Annotated in this window: 13 protein-coding genes; 11 read left to right on the top strand and 2 right to left on the bottom strand. The window is 70.9% G+C overall.

The genetic code is table 11. From position 1 onward, the window contains the following. Positions 1-204: 204 nt before the first annotated feature. Positions 205-1,347: a non-hydrolyzing UDP-N-acetylglucosamine 2-epimerase gene (gene wecB / locus ABN028_RS23945; protein ID WP_349698170.1), complete on the bottom strand. Its 1,143-nt coding sequence runs from the start codon at positions 1,345-1,347 to the stop codon at positions 205-207. A gap of 298 nt (positions 1,348-1,645) precedes the next feature. On the opposite strand from wecB, the gene ABN028_RS23950 reads away from it, so the two are divergent. Next, entirely contained in the window at positions 1,646-2,626 is a 981-nt protein-coding gene (locus tag ABN028_RS23950) for a WD40/YVTN/BNR-like repeat-containing protein (RefSeq protein WP_349698171.1), read from the top strand. A gap of 10 nt (positions 2,627-2,636) precedes the next feature. Here the strand turns inward: ABN028_RS23950 and ABN028_RS23955 are convergent, their stop codons facing one another. Beyond that, on the bottom strand, positions 2,637-4,046 hold the full coding sequence (locus ABN028_RS23955) for a tyrosine-protein kinase domain-containing protein (RefSeq protein WP_349330145.1): 1,410 nt from the start codon (positions 4,044-4,046) through the stop codon (positions 2,637-2,639). A 231-nt stretch (positions 4,047-4,277) separates the two neighbouring features. Here ABN028_RS23955 and ABN028_RS23960 point away from each other — a divergent pair, with 231 nt between their 5' ends. From ABN028_RS23960 to ABN028_RS24005, 10 genes are all read left to right on the top strand, one after another. Next, positions 4,278-6,134, top strand: coding sequence for a polysaccharide biosynthesis protein (locus tag ABN028_RS23960; RefSeq protein WP_349698172.1), 1,857 nt, complete (start codon positions 4,278-4,280; stop codon positions 6,132-6,134). A 247-nt stretch (positions 6,135-6,381) separates the two neighbouring features. After that, positions 6,382-7,680, top strand: coding sequence for a glycosyltransferase family protein (locus ABN028_RS23965; protein ID WP_349698173.1), 1,299 nt, complete (start codon positions 6,382-6,384; stop codon positions 7,678-7,680). Beyond that, the gene (locus tag ABN028_RS23970) at positions 7,681-9,042 is read left to right on the top strand and encodes a lipopolysaccharide biosynthesis protein (RefSeq protein WP_349698174.1); all 1,362 of its coding nucleotides are present in this window, start codon (positions 7,681-7,683) and stop codon (positions 9,040-9,042) included. Beyond that, positions 9,035-10,579: a hypothetical protein gene (locus tag ABN028_RS23975; protein WP_349698175.1), complete on the top strand. Its 1,545-nt coding sequence runs from the start codon at positions 9,035-9,037 to the stop codon at positions 10,577-10,579. The genes ABN028_RS23970 and ABN028_RS23975 overlap by 8 nt, the downstream gene beginning before the upstream one ends. Further along, complete coding sequence (locus tag ABN028_RS23980; RefSeq protein WP_349698176.1) at positions 10,576-11,811, top strand: glycosyltransferase family 4 protein; 1,236 nt, start codon at positions 10,576-10,578, stop codon at positions 11,809-11,811. The genes ABN028_RS23975 and ABN028_RS23980 overlap by 4 nt, the downstream gene beginning before the upstream one ends. A gap of 145 nt (positions 11,812-11,956) precedes the next feature. Further along, the gene (locus ABN028_RS23985) at positions 11,957-14,068 is read left to right on the top strand and encodes a hypothetical protein (RefSeq protein WP_349698177.1); all 2,112 of its coding nucleotides are present in this window, start codon (positions 11,957-11,959) and stop codon (positions 14,066-14,068) included. Positions 14,069-14,071: 3 nt separating this feature from the next. Beyond that, entirely contained in the window at positions 14,072-15,385 is a 1,314-nt protein-coding gene (locus ABN028_RS23990; protein ID WP_349698178.1) for a DegT/DnrJ/EryC1/StrS family aminotransferase, read from the top strand. 89 nt (positions 15,386-15,474) lie between these two features. Continuing rightward, on the top strand, positions 15,475-16,122 hold the full coding sequence (locus ABN028_RS23995) for an acyltransferase (RefSeq protein WP_349330137.1): 648 nt from the start codon (positions 15,475-15,477) through the stop codon (positions 16,120-16,122). Positions 16,123-16,127: 5 nt separating this feature from the next. Next, entirely contained in the window at positions 16,128-17,255 is a 1,128-nt protein-coding gene (locus ABN028_RS24000; RefSeq protein ID WP_502879209.1) for a DegT/DnrJ/EryC1/StrS family aminotransferase, read from the top strand. Between the two features lie 89 nt (positions 17,256-17,344). Then, positions 17,345-18,340, top strand: coding sequence for a Gfo/Idh/MocA family protein (locus tag ABN028_RS24005; RefSeq protein ID WP_349698179.1), 996 nt, complete (start codon positions 17,345-17,347; stop codon positions 18,338-18,340). Positions 18,341-18,342: the final 2 nt, after the last annotated feature.

Raw genomic sequence — 18,342 nt, forward strand, 5'->3', positions numbered from 1 at the left:
TATCCCCGTACCTCGACGAGCGAGTGTTGCTAACTGCATCGTCCCCCCTTGAAGGGTGATCAGTGGTCAGACGTGGAAATCTACACGTATCGTGATCAGTCAGGCGCAGAGCGTATCCGATCGGCGGGGATGCGTGCCCGCCGAGTGTCCGCTTGTGACCGGTTCGTGAAGAAATTAGCACTTTTGCGACGTAGGCGCGTGATCTTATGCACCGAAGTCTGGTAGGCGTATCCCCGCCCCGAGCAGGTCTTCGATCGCCGCGGCACTCCGAGCGGCCGCCTTGCCGTCGCCGTAGGGGTTCCTCGCACTCGCCATGGCTTCGTACGCCCGGTCGTCGTCGAGCAGCTGAGTCAGCGCGGTGTGCACCGTCGCGCGATCCGTACCGACGAGGCGTACGGTCCCCGCCTCGACCGCCTCGACCCGTTCGGTGGTGTCGCGGAGGACGAGCACCGGACGGCCGAGGCTCGGCGCCTCCTCCTGGATCCCACCGGAGTCGGTGAGGACGAGGTGGCAGTCGCGCAGCAACCGCGCGAAGTCGGCGTACGGCAGCGGCTCGACGAGGTGGACGTTGGGTCGGCCGGCCAGTTCGTCCTCGACCACCCGGCGGACCGCGGGGTTCGGGTGGAGCGGGACCACGATCTCGATGTCCCGGTGCGTCCGCGCGGTGTCGGCGACGGCCCCGGCCGCGGAACGCAGCGGAGCGCCCCACGACTCGCGCCGGTGGGCGGTGACCACGATGACGCGGCGGCCAGAGGCGACGACCTCTGCCACCTTCCGGTCGGCGTACGGCAACTGGCGGCCGGCGATCTCGATCAGCGCGTCGATGACGGTGTTGCCCGTGACCACCACGGAGTCCTCACCCACTCCGGCGGAAAGCAGGTGTGCGCGGTTGGTGGCCGTCGGGGCGAGATGCAGGTGGGTGAGCTGCGTCGTGAGCCGGCGGTTCATCTCCTCGGGAAACGGCGCGTATCGGTCGTGCGTACGCAGGCCCGCCTCGACGTGGACGACGGGGACCTGGGCGTAGAACGCAGCCAGAGCACCCGCGAAGCACGTGGTCGTGTCGCCCTGGACCACGACGGCGTCCGGCTCGACATGTCGGATGACAGGAGTGAGCCCGGTGAGGGCGCGCTGGGTGATGTCGGTGAGTGTCTGCCCTTCGGTCAGGATCGCGAGGTCGTGGTCTGGCGTGATCCCGAACAGGGCGTGGACCTGGTGGAGCAACTCCCGATGTTGTCCCGTGACGGCGACGACTGGTTCGACCACGGCCGACGACCGCAGCGCGGAGATGAGGGGCGCCAGTTTGATCGCCTCGGGACGGGTCCCGTAGACCACCATGACGCGTTTCATCCGCGGGTCAACCCTTCCCCGGCCGTGGTGGCTCCATGGCCCTGGTCGATGGCTCTGGTCGACGTCCCTGGTCGACGTCCCTGGTCGAGTCCCTGATCGACGTCCCTGGTCGACGTCGCCACCGCACGGCCGCGATGGCGCGGCGCGCCGGCAGCACAGGCTACCCAAGCCGCACGTGCCGGTAGGCACGACAATGGCCCTTGGACCAGCATGAACGTTGGTGGCGGAACGCCTACGGCCGTTGCGCCGTCGATGGTGATGGGCTACGGCCGGGTGATCTCGCGAGGAGGGCCGTTCGGTGTCGAGGCTGCGCATGCTCGGTGCGGTGGGGTTGGCGGCGATGGTGGCGCTCGACGTGGTGCTCGTCGTTCTCGCGGTACGCCACACCCACGCGGGCTCGCCGGCAATGACCGGCATCGTGGCGACGCCCGCGCCGACAGCGAGCCACTCGTCCACGCCGGGTGCGGACCCCGCTGGCAGTCCGAGGGCGACCGGTGGCCCGGGGGCGACCGTCCGACCCGCGCTCGATCCGGGTGCGCCGCGGGTCCTCGTCGACATCGGGGCAGCGGGTGCCGTGGCGCGGGCGGCGACCGGGGCGTGTGGCACAGGCGGCGCGACGATCGAACTGTCCCGCGACGGCGGCGAGTCGTTCCAGCGGGCGAGCGTGCCGGCCGCGGCGGTCGTCCTGCGGGTGGCCTCGGTCGACGCGGAACAAGCCTGGGTCGTCGCCGCCGGCGCCGACTGCGCGACGCTGACGACCTTCACGACGACCGATGGTGGCGGGACGTGGACCCCCTCCAACGGCTCGGACGGGAGCTGGCACCGCCTCCCCGTGGCCGGCGCCCGCATCCACGCGCCGACCGGTGACGTCGACGTCCCCTGCCCGCGACGGCTGAAGGTGCTGGGCTACAGCACGTTGTCCCGCGACCAGGCGTACGTCTTGTGTGGGAGGGAGGGCGCGGCGCCAGTGCTGCTGCGGACCGTCGATGGCGGGGCGTCGTGGAGCGACCGGGGTGAGATGCCCGGCGCGGTCGACCTGGACTTCGTCTCCGCGACGACCGGCCTCGCCGCGGTGGCGGGGAACCGGTCGTGTGCGGGGATCTCCGTCCATGCGTCGACCGATTCCGGAGCGTCCTGGAAGCCGCGTGCGTGTGTCGAGACGACGGCCGGCGGTCTCCCCGACATCACCGCCGACGGCGACCGTGCGTACCTCGGCGTCGGTGAGGCGTTGTGGTTCAGCGGCGACGGCGGTCGTACGTGGGCGAGCCGGCCGGCGTGATCCGGACAGGTCAGGTGACGCCGACGGTCTCGCCGGGCGCTCGCGACCGCCGCCGCCCGCCCTCGACGCCGTAGCCGTAGCCGTAGCCGTACGTCATCGCGTCCGGCCCTCGCGACGGCGCCATGTTGAGCACCGAACCGAGCAGCCGGGCGTCGACCTTGGCGAGGTTGCCGATCGCCGTCTCGAGCTGGTCCGTTCCCGTCTTGCCATGGCGTACGACGAGGACCGCACCGTCTGACATCCGGGCCAGGAGCGCGGCGTCGGTGACCGGCAGTAGCGGCGGCGCGTCGATGAGGACGACGTCCGCGCGGTCGTCGAGTTCGCGCAGCAGGTGTTGCATCGCCCGCGACTGCAGCAGCTCGCTCGGGTTCGGCGGCAGCGGCCCGCTGGCGAGCACCTGTAACGGGATGTCGCCCCACGGCTGGATCGCGTTGTCCGGGGAGACCCGGCCGATGAGGATGTTGGTGAGGCCGACGCCGCCCTCGAGGCCGAGGTACTCCGCCAGCCGCGGCCGGCGGATGTCACCCTCGACCAGCATGACCCGCTGACCGGCCTGCGCGAGCGTCAGACCGAGGTTGCACGTGGTCGTGGTCTTGCCCTCGGACGGCACCGAACTCGTCACGACGATCCGCTTCGGGTGTCGATCGACGTCGACGAACTGCAGGTTGGTCCGCAGCTGCCGGAACGCCTCCGCCCGAGGTGATCGCGGTTCGATGTGGACGACCAGCGGGTTGGTCTGCGCGTCGGCGTCGTGGGCGATGACGCCGAGGTTCGGTGCACCCGTCCGGGCGGTCAGCGCCTCGGCGGACTTGACGCTCGTGTCGAGCACCTCGCGGAGGACGGCGATCCCCATGCCGAGGACGAGCCCGGCGAGTAGGCCGAGACTGATCGTCCGGCTCGGGTTCGGCGTCACCGGCGCACCCGGCAGTGTGGGCGTGTCGATCGTTGTCGCCCGGATCGGCGAGGGCTGGTCGGGGCTTGGACGTTCGAGCTCCTGAACGAACGTCTTGAACTCCTCGGCCACCGCGCTGGTGAGTCGCTGCGACCGGGCGGGGTCGGTGTCGGTGACGGTGATCTCGAGGAGCACCGTCTCGGGAAGGACCCGCGCCCCGATCTTGCCGCCGAGCGTGGCCGGTGACATCGAGAGCCCGAGGTCCTGGACCACGGCGCGGGTGACGGCCTCCCCGCGCACGAGGTCGGCGTAGGAGGCGGCCCGCTGCTGGGAGAAGAGCCCACCTTGGTACGCCCCCGCGGGGGTGTTGTCGCTCTGGGTCACGCTGAGGAACAGCGTGGTCTGTGAGGCGTAGGTCGGCGTCGTCCGAAGGACCACGAGCGCTGCGATGCCGACGGTGACGGTTGTGCAGCAGATGATGAGCATCCACTGCTTGCGGACGAGCCTGAGATAGTCGCGCAGCTCCACGGGGAGCAACCTTCCTGGGGTCTTTCGGGGACAGAGCGCGAACACGCGAGTTACGCCCGACACCCCGTGGCCCGACCGCCGGCTGCTGCGCATTCGTCGGCACCGAGTGTGGCACGGGCAAGACCTGACATGCTTCGCAAGACGTCAGGTAACGTCCGTCATCGCAACGTTGTGGTCCTAATCCTGCTATCTCGACTCGTACTGTCTCGACGCACGGGGGAGCGTGGTTTCGTGGGTGGCGCAGGTCCGGCGCCGGTCGTGCCGTGGTCGCGCCTGGGCATCGTCGCTGGCGACCTTCTCGCGTGGGCGGGCTCCCTCGTCCTGGCGACGGTGTTCCGCTACGACGGCGCCCTCGACCGGATCAACCTCGGCGGGATGATCGCCGTCTGCGCCGTGGCCTGTGGACTTCAGCTGGGCGTCGGCCTGCTGGTCAAGCTCTACCAGGGCGGCTACCGCACGGCGAGTTTCGACGAGGCCGTCGTGATCGTGGCGTGCGGGCTGATCATCGGGGCGTCCGTCCTGGTCGTCGACCTGGCCGTGCAGCCGAGCCGGCTGGTTCCGTTGAGTGTGCCGCTCGGCGGCACGATGGCGGCGGTCCTCGCGATGGTCACCACCCGTGGCGTCATCCGCGGGCTGCGGGAGGGGACCGCCCGGCCACGTAGCGGTGCCAGGACGCTCGTCTTCGGTGCGGGTGACGGCGGCCAGCAGTTGATCCGGTCGATGCTCACCGACCCGGCGAGCCCCTACCTGCCGGTCGGGTTGATCGACGACGATCCGGGCAAGCGGCACCTGCGGATCTCCGGCGTACGCGTCCTCGGCACGCGGCACCACCTCGCCGAGGTCGCGCGGCACCACGACGCCAGCGTCCTCGTGGTGGCGGTTCCCAGCGGACAGGCCGAGCTCTACCGCGACGTCGCTCGGGAGGCCCGCCAGTGCGGCCTCGAGGTCAAGGTGCTCCCCGAGCTCGCCGAGTTGCTCGCGCCGAGCCACATCTCGATCCGCGACGTCCGCGACATCGACGTGACCGACCTGCTCGGACGCCACCAGGTCGACACCGACATCCAGGCGATCGCCGGCTACCTCGAGGGCAAGCGGGTCCTGGTCACCGGAGCCGGTGGGTCGATCGGTGCCGAGCTCTGCCGGCAGCTCACCAGGTTCGAACCGGCCGAGCTGATGATGCTCGACCGCGACGAGTCGGCGCTGCACGCCGTCCAACTCTCGATCAGCGGACGCGCGCTGCTCGACACCGGCGATGTCATCCTCGCCGACATCCGCGACCGCGACCGCATCGTGTCGCTCTTCGCCGAACGCCGGCCCGACGTGGTCTTCCACGCCGCCGCACTCAAGCACCTGCCGATGCTGGAGCAGTATCCGGAGGAGGGCTACAAGACCAACGTCCTCGGCACGATCCACGTGCTGGAGGCCGCGGCCAAGGCCGGCGTCGAACGCTTCGTCAACATCTCCACCGACAAGGCCGCGGACGCCACCAGCGTGCTGGGGCGGAGCAAGCGGTTGGCCGAGCGGCTGACCGCGCATTTCGCCGGGTCCGCCTCGGGCAGCTTCCTGAGCGTACGGTTCGGCAACGTCCTCGGCAGCCGCGGCTCGGTGCTCACGGCGTTCGCCCGGCAGGTCGCCGGCGGCGGGCCGGTCACGGTGACCCATCCCGAGGTGACCCGCTACTTCATGACGATCCCCGAAGCCGTGCAACTCGTCATCCAGTCGGCGGCGATCGGGCGCGGCGGCGAGGTGCTCGTGCTCGACATGGGTGAGCCCGTACGCATCGTCGACGTCGCCCGCCAGCTCATCGACATGGCTGGGGCCGACGTCGAGATCGTGTTCACCGGCATGCGGCCCGGCGAGAAGCTGCACGAACAGCTCCTCGGCACGGATGAGCGGGACGAGCGGCCGTTCCATCCGCTGATCTCCCACGTCGAGGTCCCGCCGCTGGCCGTGGCCGAGGTCGAGTTCAGCGACGTCCTCGGGGCGGGATCTCGGGCGGAGGACAGCGCGGTCGGACCCGCCGAGGACCTGTTAGTCTGCGCCGACAGCGAGCCGCTGATCACGTCAGACCTGCCGGCACCGAGCTGACCCGATCGCGGCCGCGACCGCGACGAGGCCGTCGAGGTGGTCGACCAGAGCGCACAGAGATCGCGGACCTGTCCGCGATCTCTCGTGTCCTGACCATCGACCAACCGCAAGCTCTATGGAATAGGCAATGACCGGTAGCTCCGCACCGCGCAACACCGCATCGAGTGGGGCCGGATCCAGTGGGGCCGGCCCGTCAGGCGACGGTTGGCCGGTCGATGCGGGGTCTCGGCGGCCGAAGGCCGTGCACGTGTCCATCGTGCACCGTGCCACCGACATCCGGATCTTCCACAAGCAGTGCCGGACCCTTGCTGCCGCAGGCTACGACGTCATCCTGTACGCACGCGCTGAGGAGGCGTACGACGCGGCCGGCGTACGGGTACTCCCCGTACCTGCCCCCCGGTCACGGCTGGTCCGCATGACGACGGGCGTGTGGGGTCTGCTACGACCGTTGCTCGCCGAACGGGCGGACGTCTATCACCTCCACGACCCTGAGTTGATCCCCCTGGGGTTCGCCCTCCGGGCGAGGGGGCGGACGGTGGTCTTCGACGCCCACGAACCGCTTCCCGACCAGATCCTGGCCAAGCACTGGATACCGCACCGGCTGCGGCCCGTGGTGGCGTGGGGGACAAGGTTCCTGGTCGGTGCCGCCGGTCGGGGCATGAGCGCGGTCGTGGCCGCCTCGCCACTGGTGGCGGGTGTGTACGCCGGCGCGCGGAACCTCGTCACGGTCAACAACTTCCCCATCCTCACCGGCGGAGCTGACGGTGCCGGTGGAGCTGACGGTGCCGGTGGAGCTGACGGTGCCGGTGGAGCTGACGGTGCCGGCGGGGACAGGGACGGCCGGGACGGGGTCGGCGGCGAGAGTGGTGGCGGCGGGAGTGGTGGCGGCGGGGTCACGGCGTACACCGAACGTCCGCGCGGCATGGTCTACGTCGGCGGCATCTCCGACCTGCGTGGTCTCTCGAGCATGCTCGACGTCGCCCGGATCGCCGGCCGCCGGCACGTCGAGAAACTCACCCTGATCGGCCCGTTCACGCCACCTGAGCTGCAGGACCGGTTGAGCGAGCCTGACCTCGCCGGCGTCATCGACTATGCCGGCGTCCTTCCCCCCGACGCAGCCCGGAAGCTGATCGGCGAGGCGAAGGTGGGCCTGATCCTGCAACTCGGGCCGGAGGCGTACAAGAAGAACCTGCCGACGAAGATGTTCGAGTACATGGCCGAGGGGCTCCCGGTGGTGGCATCGGACTTCCCGGTGTGGAGGGAGATCCTTGCCGAGGCCGACGCCGGTGTGGTCGTCGACCCGGAGGACGGCGAAGCCGCTGCCGAAGCGGTCTCCCGCCTGCTCGCCGATCCCGCCGCGGCCGCCGCGATGGGCGAGCGTGGCCGCCGCGCGGTCCACGCGAAGTACTCCTGGGAGACCGAGGCAGGGACCCTGCTCGCGCTGTACGCCGGCTTCCTCCCCGCCGGTGCTCGCGCCGGCGACAGCATGGGACCGTACGCCGGGTCCGACACCGCACCGAGCGGCGCGCGCCGGACGGGCGGGTAGATGGGCGCACTCGGGGGAGCGCCGCGAGAGAGCCTGGACGGTACGCCGATCTCCGGCAAGGCCCGTCCCGGCGCCCGGCGTGGTGTGGTCGAGATCGTCCTCGGCACCGTCGTCGGCCAGGGCGTGATCGTCGCGGGGGCGCCGGTCCTGTCGCGGCTCTACGCGCCTGCAGACTTCGCCCTGCTCCAGCTCTTCACCGGTGTCGTGGCGATCGGCGCCGTCCTCGCGAGCATGCGGCTCGAGCTTGCGATCCCGCTCGCGCAGGACCTGCGGGAGACGCGCGCGGTCGTGCGGGTCGGCCTGCTCAGCTCGGTCGTGATCGCGGGCGTCCTCGGGATCGCCGGCTACGCGACCTCGCCGTGGTGGGCGCGCGGCGAGACGCTGCGCGGGTTGCGTGCCATGTGGTGGCTGGTGCCGCTCACGATCGCCGTGCTCGCGATGTTCCAGCTGGTCAGCGCGGTTCTGATCCGGGCGGAACGGTACCGGGACCTGGCGGGTCGCAATGCCGCCCAGGGGCTCGGCACCGCGGCTGCGCAGCTGTCGTTCGGCTTCGCCGGCGTCCGACCGCTCGGGCTGCTCCTCGGGCTGGGCATCGGCCGGATCCTTGGTCTGGTGTCGGTGGTCGGTCGCCAGCCGCTGTTCGGCGGCCCGAAGCGCGACAGCGAACGACCCGGCACCGAACGACCCGGCACCGAACGACCCGACGATGAACGCCTGACCACCGCAGACCTGCGCGCCGCACTTCACCGCTTCCGCCGGTTCCCCGCCGTCACCACCTGGTCCGCGTTGCTCAACAGCTCCGCCCAGTGGGCGCCCGCGTTCGTCTTCCCGGCCACGTTCGGGGCGACACCGGCCGGTTGGTTGGCGTTCACGATGCGGCTGCTCACCCTTCCCGCCACGGTCGTCGGTCAGTCGGTGGCCCAGGTCTTCCTCGGGCGGGGCGCGGCGGCGCAGCGTACCGAGTCGGGTCAGCTGCCCCGGCTCACCTGGCTCGCGGTCCGCCGGCTGTTCGTCGTGGGCGTCGGTCCGGCCATGCTGCTCGCGGTGGCGGGGCCGTGGGCGTTCGGCTGGGTGTTCGGCAGCACGTGGGAACAGTCCGGGGTGTACGCACGGATCCTGGCCGCGGCGTTCCTGCTGCAGTTCGTGGCGAGCCCGATCGGCAACGTCTTCAACCTCGCCGGGCGCCAGGGCGTCGCCCTTGTCTGGGACGCCTGCCGGCTGGTTCTCGTCATCGCCGTACCCACGCTGGTGTGGGCGCTCGGCGGCTCCGACGTGCTCGGTGTCACTGCCTACTCTGGGGTGCTTGTGTTCTCCTATGCCGGTGTGCTCGGCCTCGCGTGGTGGGTGTTGCGACGTGCGTGAAACCACGGCCACGACTCTGACCGGGGCCAGGGCTCTGACCGGGGCCAGGACGCTGGCCGGTCGGCCGTTCCGGCGTCCCCGGCCGGCCGACGCTCCACGGCTCGGCCGCCGCGGTCTGCTGTGGCTGGCGGTCTACGCGGTCGGGCTCGGCGCGTCGCACTTTTTCGTCATCGCGCCGTCCTTTGCCTACCTGGGCTTTGAGAAGGTGGGGCCGAACCCCTTCGTCGCGCTCGTTCTGTTGCCGAGCTACCTGCTGTGTGCCCGGCGGCTCCCGGCGTCGTGGAAGCGTCCGTCGACGATCGTCTACTGGATGCTTTTCATGATCGTCGTGGCCCCCATCCACGTCGTCCCGGTGTTCACGACCAGGCTGTCGACGGCGGTGTGGCTGATGGTGGGCTCGGTGGCGGCGGCGTTCTGGCTGCTTGGCCTGATCTACTCCCTCCGTCTCCCGACGCTTCCGCGCCTGCACCTGCCCGCGCGGTTGTACTGGCCGCTCTTCGCCCTCGTGTGGATCGGCCTGGTCAGCGTCGTCGTCGCCTACTACGGGCTGCAGTTCCGGTGGGTGGCGCTGTCGGAGATCTACGAGATCCGCGACACGTACCGCGACTCGTTCGAGCAGGTGCCGCGGCTGGCGCGCTACGCCATCACCTGGCTGGGCAACGTGATCGCGCCGATCGCCATCGCGCGCGGCCTGACGACGAAACGCTTCGCCTGGACGGTGTTCGGCGTGGCGACCGAACTCTTCCTCGTCTCGATCACCGGCTTCAAGCAGATGCTGTTCTCGTCGGTCCTGGTGGCGGCCGTGGTGATCCTGGTGCGCTCGACGGCGGTCTCGCGGGTCGGCTACCGGGTCGCCGCGATCGTCGGCAGCGGGGTCTTCGCGGTGACGGCGTACGACTTCTTCACCGGCGGGTGGAGCACCTCCTCGGTGCTGATCCGCCGGATGGTGCTGACGAGCGCGGTCAACACGAAGTACCACTACGAGTTCTTCCTGCACAACCCGAAGGGCTTCCTCGGCTACGGGCTGCTGAGCCGCTGGGTGGAGTATCCGTACGAACTGCCACCGGCGTTCCTGATCGGTCAGGTCTACTACGGCAATCCCGAGACCAGCGCGAACGCCAACATCTGGGCGGACGCGTTCGCCAACTTCGGCCTGGTCGGTGTGTTCGGCTTCACGGCGGTCCTGGGCATGGTGCTGTTCTTCTTCGACGCCATCGCGAAGGGGCTGCCGGAAGGGCTCGCGATCGCGGCCATGGCGCAGTCGGCGTTCAGCCTGTCCAACACCGCGATGCTGACCGTCTTCCTGACCCACGGCATGCTGCTCGCGGTCCTGATGGTCTACCTGATGCCGGTGGGCGGCGCCACGGCCACCAGGCGACGGCAGCCGCTGCGTCCTCGCGTCACCCCGCGCTCCGAGCCGGACGCCACGTCACAGAGCGCCGGACAGGACGCCGTGGGACAGGGCGCCGCGGGACAGGGCGCTGCGGGACACGACGCCGCGGGTGCGGCCGAGACGGGGAGCGAACGGCAGTCATGACACCGCGCCGGAGCCGTACGCAAGGGGCCGGCGGACGTCGCCGAGTCCTCGTCCTCAACCACTTCGCCCTGCCCCGTTCACAAGGGGGAGGGACGCGCCACGTCGAGCTGTTCGGCCGGCTCACCGGATGGGCGCACCTGATCGTCGCCGGAGACCGCAACAACAACACCCGCGAGCGGTTCGTGAGCGACTCGCCGGACTTCGTGACGATCCGGGTGCCCGGCCACGAGTCCAACGGACTCGCCCGGGTCGCCGGCTGGCTGCGCTACGCCGCCGGCGCCCTGAGGGTGGGGCTGCGGCGGCGCGACGTCGGCGTGGTCTACGCGTCGTCCCCGCATCTGGTGACGCCCCTCGCCGGGTGGCTACTGGCGAAGGTCCACCGGGTCCCTCTCGTGCTGGAGGTCCGTGACCTGTGGCCGCGGTCGATGGTGGAACTCGGCTACCTCAGCGCCGGATCGCCGCTGCACCGCGTCCTCGTCGGTCTGGAACGCTTCCTCTACCGGGCGGCGGACCGGATCGTCGCGGTCGCCGACGGCTGGAACGCCCACTTCGCGTCGTTCGGCGTACCGCCTGCGAAGGTCGCCCTCGTCACCAACGGTGCCGAGCCGGCCGACTTCGTCCCGACGGTGACCCGGGAGAAGGCCCAGGCCCAGCTCGGCGTCGACGGGTTCGTGGCCGTCTACGCGGGGGCGCACGGTCCGGCCAACGGCCTCGACCTGGTGCTCGACGTGGCGAAGGACCTCACCGACGTCACGTTCGTCCTCCTCGGCGACGGGCTGGACAAGCAGCGGCTGGTGGCGCGGGCCCATGACGAACGCCTGGTCAACGTCCGCTTCTGCGACCCCGTGCCGAAACGCGACCTCGGTAACGTGTTCGTCGGCTGTGACGTCGGCCTGCACACCCTCGCGCAGTCGGAGTTGTTCCGCGAGGCGATGAGCCCGAACAAGATGTACGACTACATGGCGGCGGGCCTCCCGGTGATCACCAACGTCGGCGGTGGGCTCGAGGCGCAGCTCGTCGACCACGGCTGCGCGGTGCCCGGATCGCCACGCGACGGTGCCTCCGGGCGTGCCGCACTGGCCACCGCGATCGAGGTGCTGCGTGACCGATCCGTGGACGACCGGGAGACGATGAGCCAGCGGGCTCGCGATTATGTGGACCGGCACGCGTCCCGTACCGTGATGGCGGCCCGCCTCGAGAAGGTGCTGAACGACCTCGTCGCCGCACCTTGACGCGACCGTCCGTCCGGGAGGAGCTGCACATCACGTGGGGGCAGGTGAAGCGAGGACGATGCGCCACGGGCGCGTGCGCTTGACGTGGCGCACCCCGTTCGCCCTGCGGCGGCGCCGCCGTGGGTCGGCGTACCTTCGCACGACCATGGCGACGGTCGGTGTCCTCGTGCTCACCGCCACCGCGTGTGCGGACGCCTCGCGTATCCAGCAGGCGTCCGACGAGCCCTCGCCCGTGAGCACCCAGGCCCGTTCGGTGCAACACAACCGGTTGGTCGACCGGCTCGCCGACCGCGCGGTGCAACCCGAAGCGCCGATCCTGCCCGTCAACGCGAGCTTCGAGGACCGGCCGTTCACCCGCTGTCCCCGTAGCTGGACCTGCGGGCGCACCGGCAGGCCCGCGACCGCGACCACGACCGACGTGGCGAAGGGGGGCGAGCGGTCGCTCCGGGTGGCGGTGCCCGCTGCGGGCGACCGCTTCACGCTGCGCAGCGCCGCAATGCCCGCCCTTCCGCAGCGTACGTACGAAGCAACGGTGTGGCGGCGCTCCTCGGTCGACGGTTCGTCCGGCGGTGAGTCGGTCAGGATCGTGTTCTACGACGACAACCGACGCGTCATCGGCTCTGGCATCGACCGGGGCGCAGACGCGGTGAAACACCGGTGGGAGGGTGTCTCGGCCAAGGCACGGTCGCCGGTGGGTACGTCGTTCGTCGAGGTGGAGGTCGCGGTCTCCGGGCCGGGGCGGACCGTCTGGCTCGACGGTGTCAAGCTGGCGCAGAGCCCGATCCTCGAGGTGTGGGGCGGCACCGGCGTCCGCCGGGGCGAGCGCGACGACACGCTCTCCCTGCAGGTCACGACGCCCACACCGGGCGGTGTCCATGTGGGCACCATCGACGCGTTCGGTGAGCACCTGCAGGTCGTCGGCCGGCGCGCGTTGGCGAGCGAGGGCGGCGTCAGGATGACGTACGAACTGAGCGGCGCCGCCCGCTACGACGCCTCGACCCGGACCATCCTCGTCCGGCCGGGAGAGTCCGCGACCATCCACGTCACCGGCCGCTTCAGCCCGACACCGGGCACCGGCTTCCCGGTCGCGACACTGGGCGACCCCATGGCGCAGGCGGAGTTCCCGATCTTCGTCGCCGCGCAGAACTTCGACTCGCGGGCCGATGGCGTCCAGCTGCCCAACCGACTGGCCGTACGCGGGGCTGTCGACAAGCTCGCCGGCTACCTCGAGGAGCGCGAGACGCGCGACGGCGGTTGGGCGATCGCCCATCCGTACTGGCAGGGCGACATCCGGCAGGACCCGCAGGCCATCGCGGTCCTCACCCAGGGCTACCTGAAGCGGGCGCAGTCCTCGCAGGAGGCGGAGTACGAGGCACAGGCCCGCCGCGGCCTCGAGTGGCTGGTGAGGCACCAGCGGGCCGATGGTTCGTTCGGTCTGCCCTGGGCGTTCGGCACCGGGCAGGGACATTTCAGCGCGTCGGCGCACTATCACGGGGGCACGACCACCCACGCGGCCGGCGAACCGCTCGCCGTGGTCACCATCGCGGCGGCGAGTGCCCTGCTGGAGGGCTTCAAGGTCTACGGCAACTCGCGCTACCTCGCCGCGTCCGTCCGTGCGATGGACTACCTGCTGCGCGGATCCAACGGATTCCAGTGGCTCGACTCCAAGCGCACCCGCGGCAGCATCCCCTACTGCACCCTGGAGCCGATCCTGCCGCCGGGTGACCCCCGCGTGCGTACCCACCGCGTGGTGTCCGCCGTCAGGAACTCCTCGGTCGAGGTCTACAACATCGACGGCGCCGGCCTGTCGTTCCTCAAGGCGTTGTACGTCGAGACCGGTGACAAGCGGCTGCTCACCTACGGCGACGCCATCGCGAGAAACCTCGCCAGCAAGGTGCGCGCGGACGGCTCGATTCCGTACTCGTGGTACGAGAGTTCGCCGCACTCGGGCGGCTACGCCAACATCGCCTACACCGGACTGCTGGAGTACGGCGAGATGCGCGGCCGCGAGGACTGGGTGGGCCACGCCGCCCGCGGATTCAGCTGGATGGCCAACCATGCCCGCGACGGCCTGGTGCCGACCGAGGGCTACGCGTCGGTCTACGGCCTCAACCTGAGCTCGGACATCACGAGCTACGTCGGTGACGCGATCCGCAAGCAGCGTTCGGACGGTTCGTTCAGCGGTGGGGAGGCGACGCGGCACGATGCGGTGATGTTCGCGATCCTGTCCGACCTGCTCCTCAACATGGGAGGTTGACCGATGGCCCTGCCCCTGCCCGAGGGGTCGGACCTTCCCCGTGGAACGGTCCTGTCCGAGGGGGCCCGTTCTGGTGGGCCGATCGTGCCGGTGACCGAGCGGGCCCGCGACCTGGCGGCCTTCGGCGGCGTACCCGTCCGGCAGGCCCCGTTTCCGCCGTGGCCGTACTTCGCCGACGACGAGGTACGCGCCGTGGTCGGCGTTCTGCGTTCTGGCCTGGTCAACTACTGGACCGGCGAGGAGGGACGGGAGTTCGAGCGGGAGTTCGCGGCGACCGTCGGGGCGAGGCACGCCGTGGCACTCAGCAACGGCACGGTGGCGCTCGAACTCGCGCTGCGTGCGACCGGTGTGGGCCCCGGCGACGACGTCGTCGTACCCGCCCGGACGTTCATCGGTACGGCGAGCGCGGCGGTCGCGGTCGGCGCGTCGCCGGTGGTCGCCGACATCGACGCCGTGAGTCAGACCCTCACCGCGGCAACCGTCCGACAGGCGGTGACGCGGCGGACGAAGGCCATCGTCCCGGTGCACCTGGCCGGCTGGCCGGCGCCGATGGGGGAGTTGGTGGCGCTCGCCGACGAGATCGGTGCCGTCGTCGTCGAGGACTGCGCCCAGGCACACGGGGCGACGCTCGACGGGCAGTCGGTCGGCACGTTCGGGCACGTGGCGGCCTGGTCGTTCTGCCAGGACAAGATCCTCACCACCGCCGGTGAGGGTGGCATGGTCACGACCGACGACGAGGCGATCTGGCGGGCGGTCTGGGAGTACAAAGACCACGGCAAGAGCTACGAAGCGGTGTACGAACGCGACCACCCGCCGGGGTTCCGGTGGCTGCACGAGTCGTTCGGGACCAACGCCCGGATGACCGAGGTGCAGGCCGCTGCCGGCCGGCGGGCGCTGGCGAAGCTGCCGGAATGGTCGCGCCGGCGCCGCCGGAACGCCGCGGCGCTGGACGCCGGGCTGGGCGCCCTGCCAGGGCTGCGGGTGACAGTTCCTCCGGCCAGGGTCGGGCACGCCTACTACAAGTACTCCGTGTTCGTCCGGCCGGAGGCACTCGCGCCCGGCTGGAACCGGGACCGGATCATGGCCGCCGTCGCGGCCGAGGGCGTGCCGTGTCTGCAAGGCGCGTGCGCGGAGATCTACCGGGAGAAGGCGTTCGACGACGTGCCCGGCGGTCGGCCGGCGGCGCCGTTACCCGTCGCTCGTGAGCTCGGTGAGACGTCGCTCATGCTGGTGGTGCATCCCACCCTCTCCGACCGGGACATCGACGACACGGTGGCGGCGTTCCGCAAGGTGATGGCGGTCGCCACGGCGTCGTGAGAGGTGTGTGCACCGACCGGACGTCGCGCCGGCCGGGCTTCTGGGTTTCCCGCCTGCGGGATGTCCGTGCTTCGTTAGGCTCATCCGCTATGACCGCTATATCCACGGGTCTCGTCGCGGCGACTGCCGACGTCGACGAGCGCGCGACGCTCGGGCCGGGATGCGCCATCTGGCATCTCGCCCAGATCCGGGAGGACGCCGTGCTCGGCGCGGGCTGTGTGGTCGGACGAGGTGCCTACGTCGGCGCCGGCGTCCGCATCGGCGACCACGTCAAGATCCAGAACCACGCCCTGGTCTACGAACCGGCGATCCTCGGCGACGGTGTCTTCGTCGGGCCGGCGGTCGTCCTGACCAACGACCAGTACCCGCGTGCGGTCGATCCGGCGGGCGCGCCGAAGCGGGCCGGGGACTGGGCGCCCGTGGGTGTCACCGTGCGCGAGGGTGCATCGCTCGGAGCCCGCGCCGTGTGCGTCGCGCCGGTCACGATCGGGCGGTGGGCGATGGTGGCGGCGGGTGCGGTGGTGGCGGCCGACGTTCCCGCCTTCGCGCTGGTCGCGGGAGTGCCGGCGCGGCGGATCGGGTGGGTGGGACGGGCCGGCGTACGCCTCGAGCCGGTCGGCGCGGGTCGGTGGCGGTGCCCGGCGACCGGTGCGGCGTACGTCGAGGACGGCGAGAACGGGACCGCGCTGCGGGAAGCGCCCGGCGGTGACAGGAACGACGACGGGGACGGGGAGTAGTGACGATGATGGAACTCGCGGGGGCGAACGGTCCGTCGACGGGGCAGATCTCGGCGGCGAGGCCGCTCATCGGCGAGGAGGAACGCCAGGCGGTCGACCGGGTCCTCGCCAGCGGGATGATGGTGCAGGGGCCGGAGGTCGCGGCGTTCGAGACCGAGTTCGCCGCCCTGGTCGACGGGCGTACCTGCGTGGCCGTCAACTCCGGCACCAGCGCCCTGCACCTCGGCCTGCTCGCGGCCGGGGTCGGGCCGGGCGACGAGGTGATCGTCCCGTCGTTCACGTTCGCCGGCACCGCCAACGCGGTCGCGCTCGCCGGGGCGACGCCGGTGTTCGCCGACATCGAACCGCGCTTCTTCTGCCTCGACCCCGCCTCCGTCGAGGCAGCGGTCACACCCCGCACGGTCGGGATCATGCCGGTCCACCTCTACGGCCATCCGGCCGACCTCGACGCCCTGCAGGCGATCGCGGACCGCTACGGCCTCGCCCTCTTCGAGGATGCCTGCCAGGCGCACCTCGCCCGCTGGCGCGGCCGGCCGGTCGGTGCGTTCGGCAAAGTGGCGGCGTTCAGCTTCTATCCCACCAAGAACATGACGACCGGCGAGGGTGGCATGGTCGTCTGTGCCGACGAGGCGGTCGCGCGCAAGGTCCGCCTGCTTCGCAACCAGGGGATGGAACGCCGGTACGAGAACGAGGTCGTCGGCTTCAACACCAGGATGACGGACATGGCCGCGGCCATCGGCCGCGTGCAGCTCGGCCGTGTCACCGGCTGGACCGCACGCCGACGGGCCAACGCCGCCGTGCTGTCCTCGGAGCTGGCCGTCGAGGCCCCGGGTGTGGCCCTTCCACAGGTGGCGGAGGGTGCCGAGCACGCCTATCACCAGTACACGATCCGTACCGACGACCGCGACGCGATCCAGTCGCGACTGCAGGAGGCCGGAATCGGGACGGGGGTCTACTACCCGATCCCGACCCACCAGCTGCCGTCGTTCGCCAGCGGTGCCGGGTGTGGCGTCGAGCTGCCGGTGACCGAGCAGGTCTGCCGCGAGGTGCTGTCCCTGCCGGTGCATCCGGCGCTCTCCCACCCCGACCTCGAACGCATCGTGGCCGCGGTGGCGAAGGCGGTCGCCGGATGAGTGCGTGGCCTGCCCCGAGACGGGGGATACCCACCCGTGGACGACGGGCACTGGCACGACTCGCGCCCGCGCGACGGGGGGGATGAGGGATGGGAGTGCTACGCGCCGGCCTGGTCGGGCTCGGCATGATGGGCCGGCACCATGCGAGAGTGCTCCGGTCGCTCGAGGGCGTCGAGCTTGTCGCCGTTGCGGACCCGGGTGGCGACCCGCACAAGGTCGCGGGCGGGCTCGATGTGCTGCCCGACGTCGAGAAGCTCATCGCCGCGGGCATCGACATCTGCGTACTCGCGATTCCCACCGCGAGCCATGAGGAGGCCGGTCTCGCGCTCGCCTCGGCCGGGGTGCACACGCTCGTCGAGAAGCCGCTGGCCAGTTCGGCGGCGGGCGCTGCCCGGCTCGCCGAGGCGTTCGAGGCGGCCGGCGTCGTCGGCTGCGTCGGTCACGTCGAGCGGTACAACCCTGCGCTGCAGAACCTCCGCGCGCGCCTCGAACACGGCGAGCTCGGCGAGATCTACCAGGTCATCACCCGCCGGCAGGGACCGTTCCCGAACCGCGTCGCCGACGTCGGGGTGGTCAAGGACCTCGCCACCCACGACGTCGACTCGACGGCGTGGGTGACGCAGCTGCCCTACCGTTCGGTGTCGGCGCGCACTGCGCACAAGAGCGGCCGGCAGCACGAGGACCTCGTCGCCGTCGTGGCCCAACTCGCCGACGGCACGGTCGTCAACCACCTCGTCAACTGGCTGTCGCCGATGAAGGAGCGCGTCACCGTCGTGACCGGCGAACGCGGCGCCTTCATCGCCGACACCATCGCCGCGGACCTGACGTTCCACGCCAACGGTGTGCGGCCGCTGGAGTGGGAGACGATGGCCTCGTTTCGTGGGGTGACCGAGGGCGACATGATCAGGTACGCGATCGCGAAGCCGGAACCCCTGCGGACCGAGCTCGCAGCCTTCCGCGACGCCGTGCTCGGACGAGGGGACGCCAACGTCGTCGTCGGCATGCGCGAAGGGCAGGCGATCGTCGAGGTGGCCGAGGCGATCATTCGTTCCGCCGCCGAAGGCCGCACCGTCGACCTCCCCTGAAG

Source organism: Actinopolymorpha sp. B17G11, from assembly GCF_040196095.1.
Taxonomy (GTDB): Bacteria; Actinomycetota; Actinomycetes; order Propionibacteriales; family Actinopolymorphaceae; genus Thermasporomyces.

Excerpts from the sequence above, each read along its gene's own strand:
- wecB (WP_349698170.1), bottom strand. The coding sequence starts at position 1,347 with ATGAAACGCGTCATGGTGGTCTACGGGACCCGTCCCGAGGCGATCAAA.
- ABN028_RS23970 (WP_349698174.1), top strand. The coding sequence starts at position 7,681 with ATGGGCGCACTCGGGGGAGCGCCGCGAGAGAGCCTGGACGGTACGCCG.
- ABN028_RS23980 (WP_349698176.1), top strand. The coding sequence starts at position 10,576 with ATGACACCGCGCCGGAGCCGTACGCAAGGGGCCGGCGGACGTCGCCGA.
- ABN028_RS23985 (WP_349698177.1), top strand. The coding sequence starts at position 11,957 with ATGGCGACGGTCGGTGTCCTCGTGCTCACCGCCACCGCGTGTGCGGAC.
- ABN028_RS23990 (WP_349698178.1), top strand. The coding sequence starts at position 14,072 with ATGGCCCTGCCCCTGCCCGAGGGGTCGGACCTTCCCCGTGGAACGGTC.
- ABN028_RS23995 (WP_349330137.1), top strand. The coding sequence starts at position 15,475 with ATGACCGCTATATCCACGGGTCTCGTCGCGGCGACTGCCGACGTCGAC.
- ABN028_RS24000 (WP_502879209.1), top strand. The coding sequence starts at position 16,128 with ATGATGGAACTCGCGGGGGCGAACGGTCCGTCGACGGGGCAGATCTCG.
- ABN028_RS24005 (WP_349698179.1), top strand. The coding sequence starts at position 17,345 with ATGGGAGTGCTACGCGCCGGCCTGGTCGGGCTCGGCATGATGGGCCGG.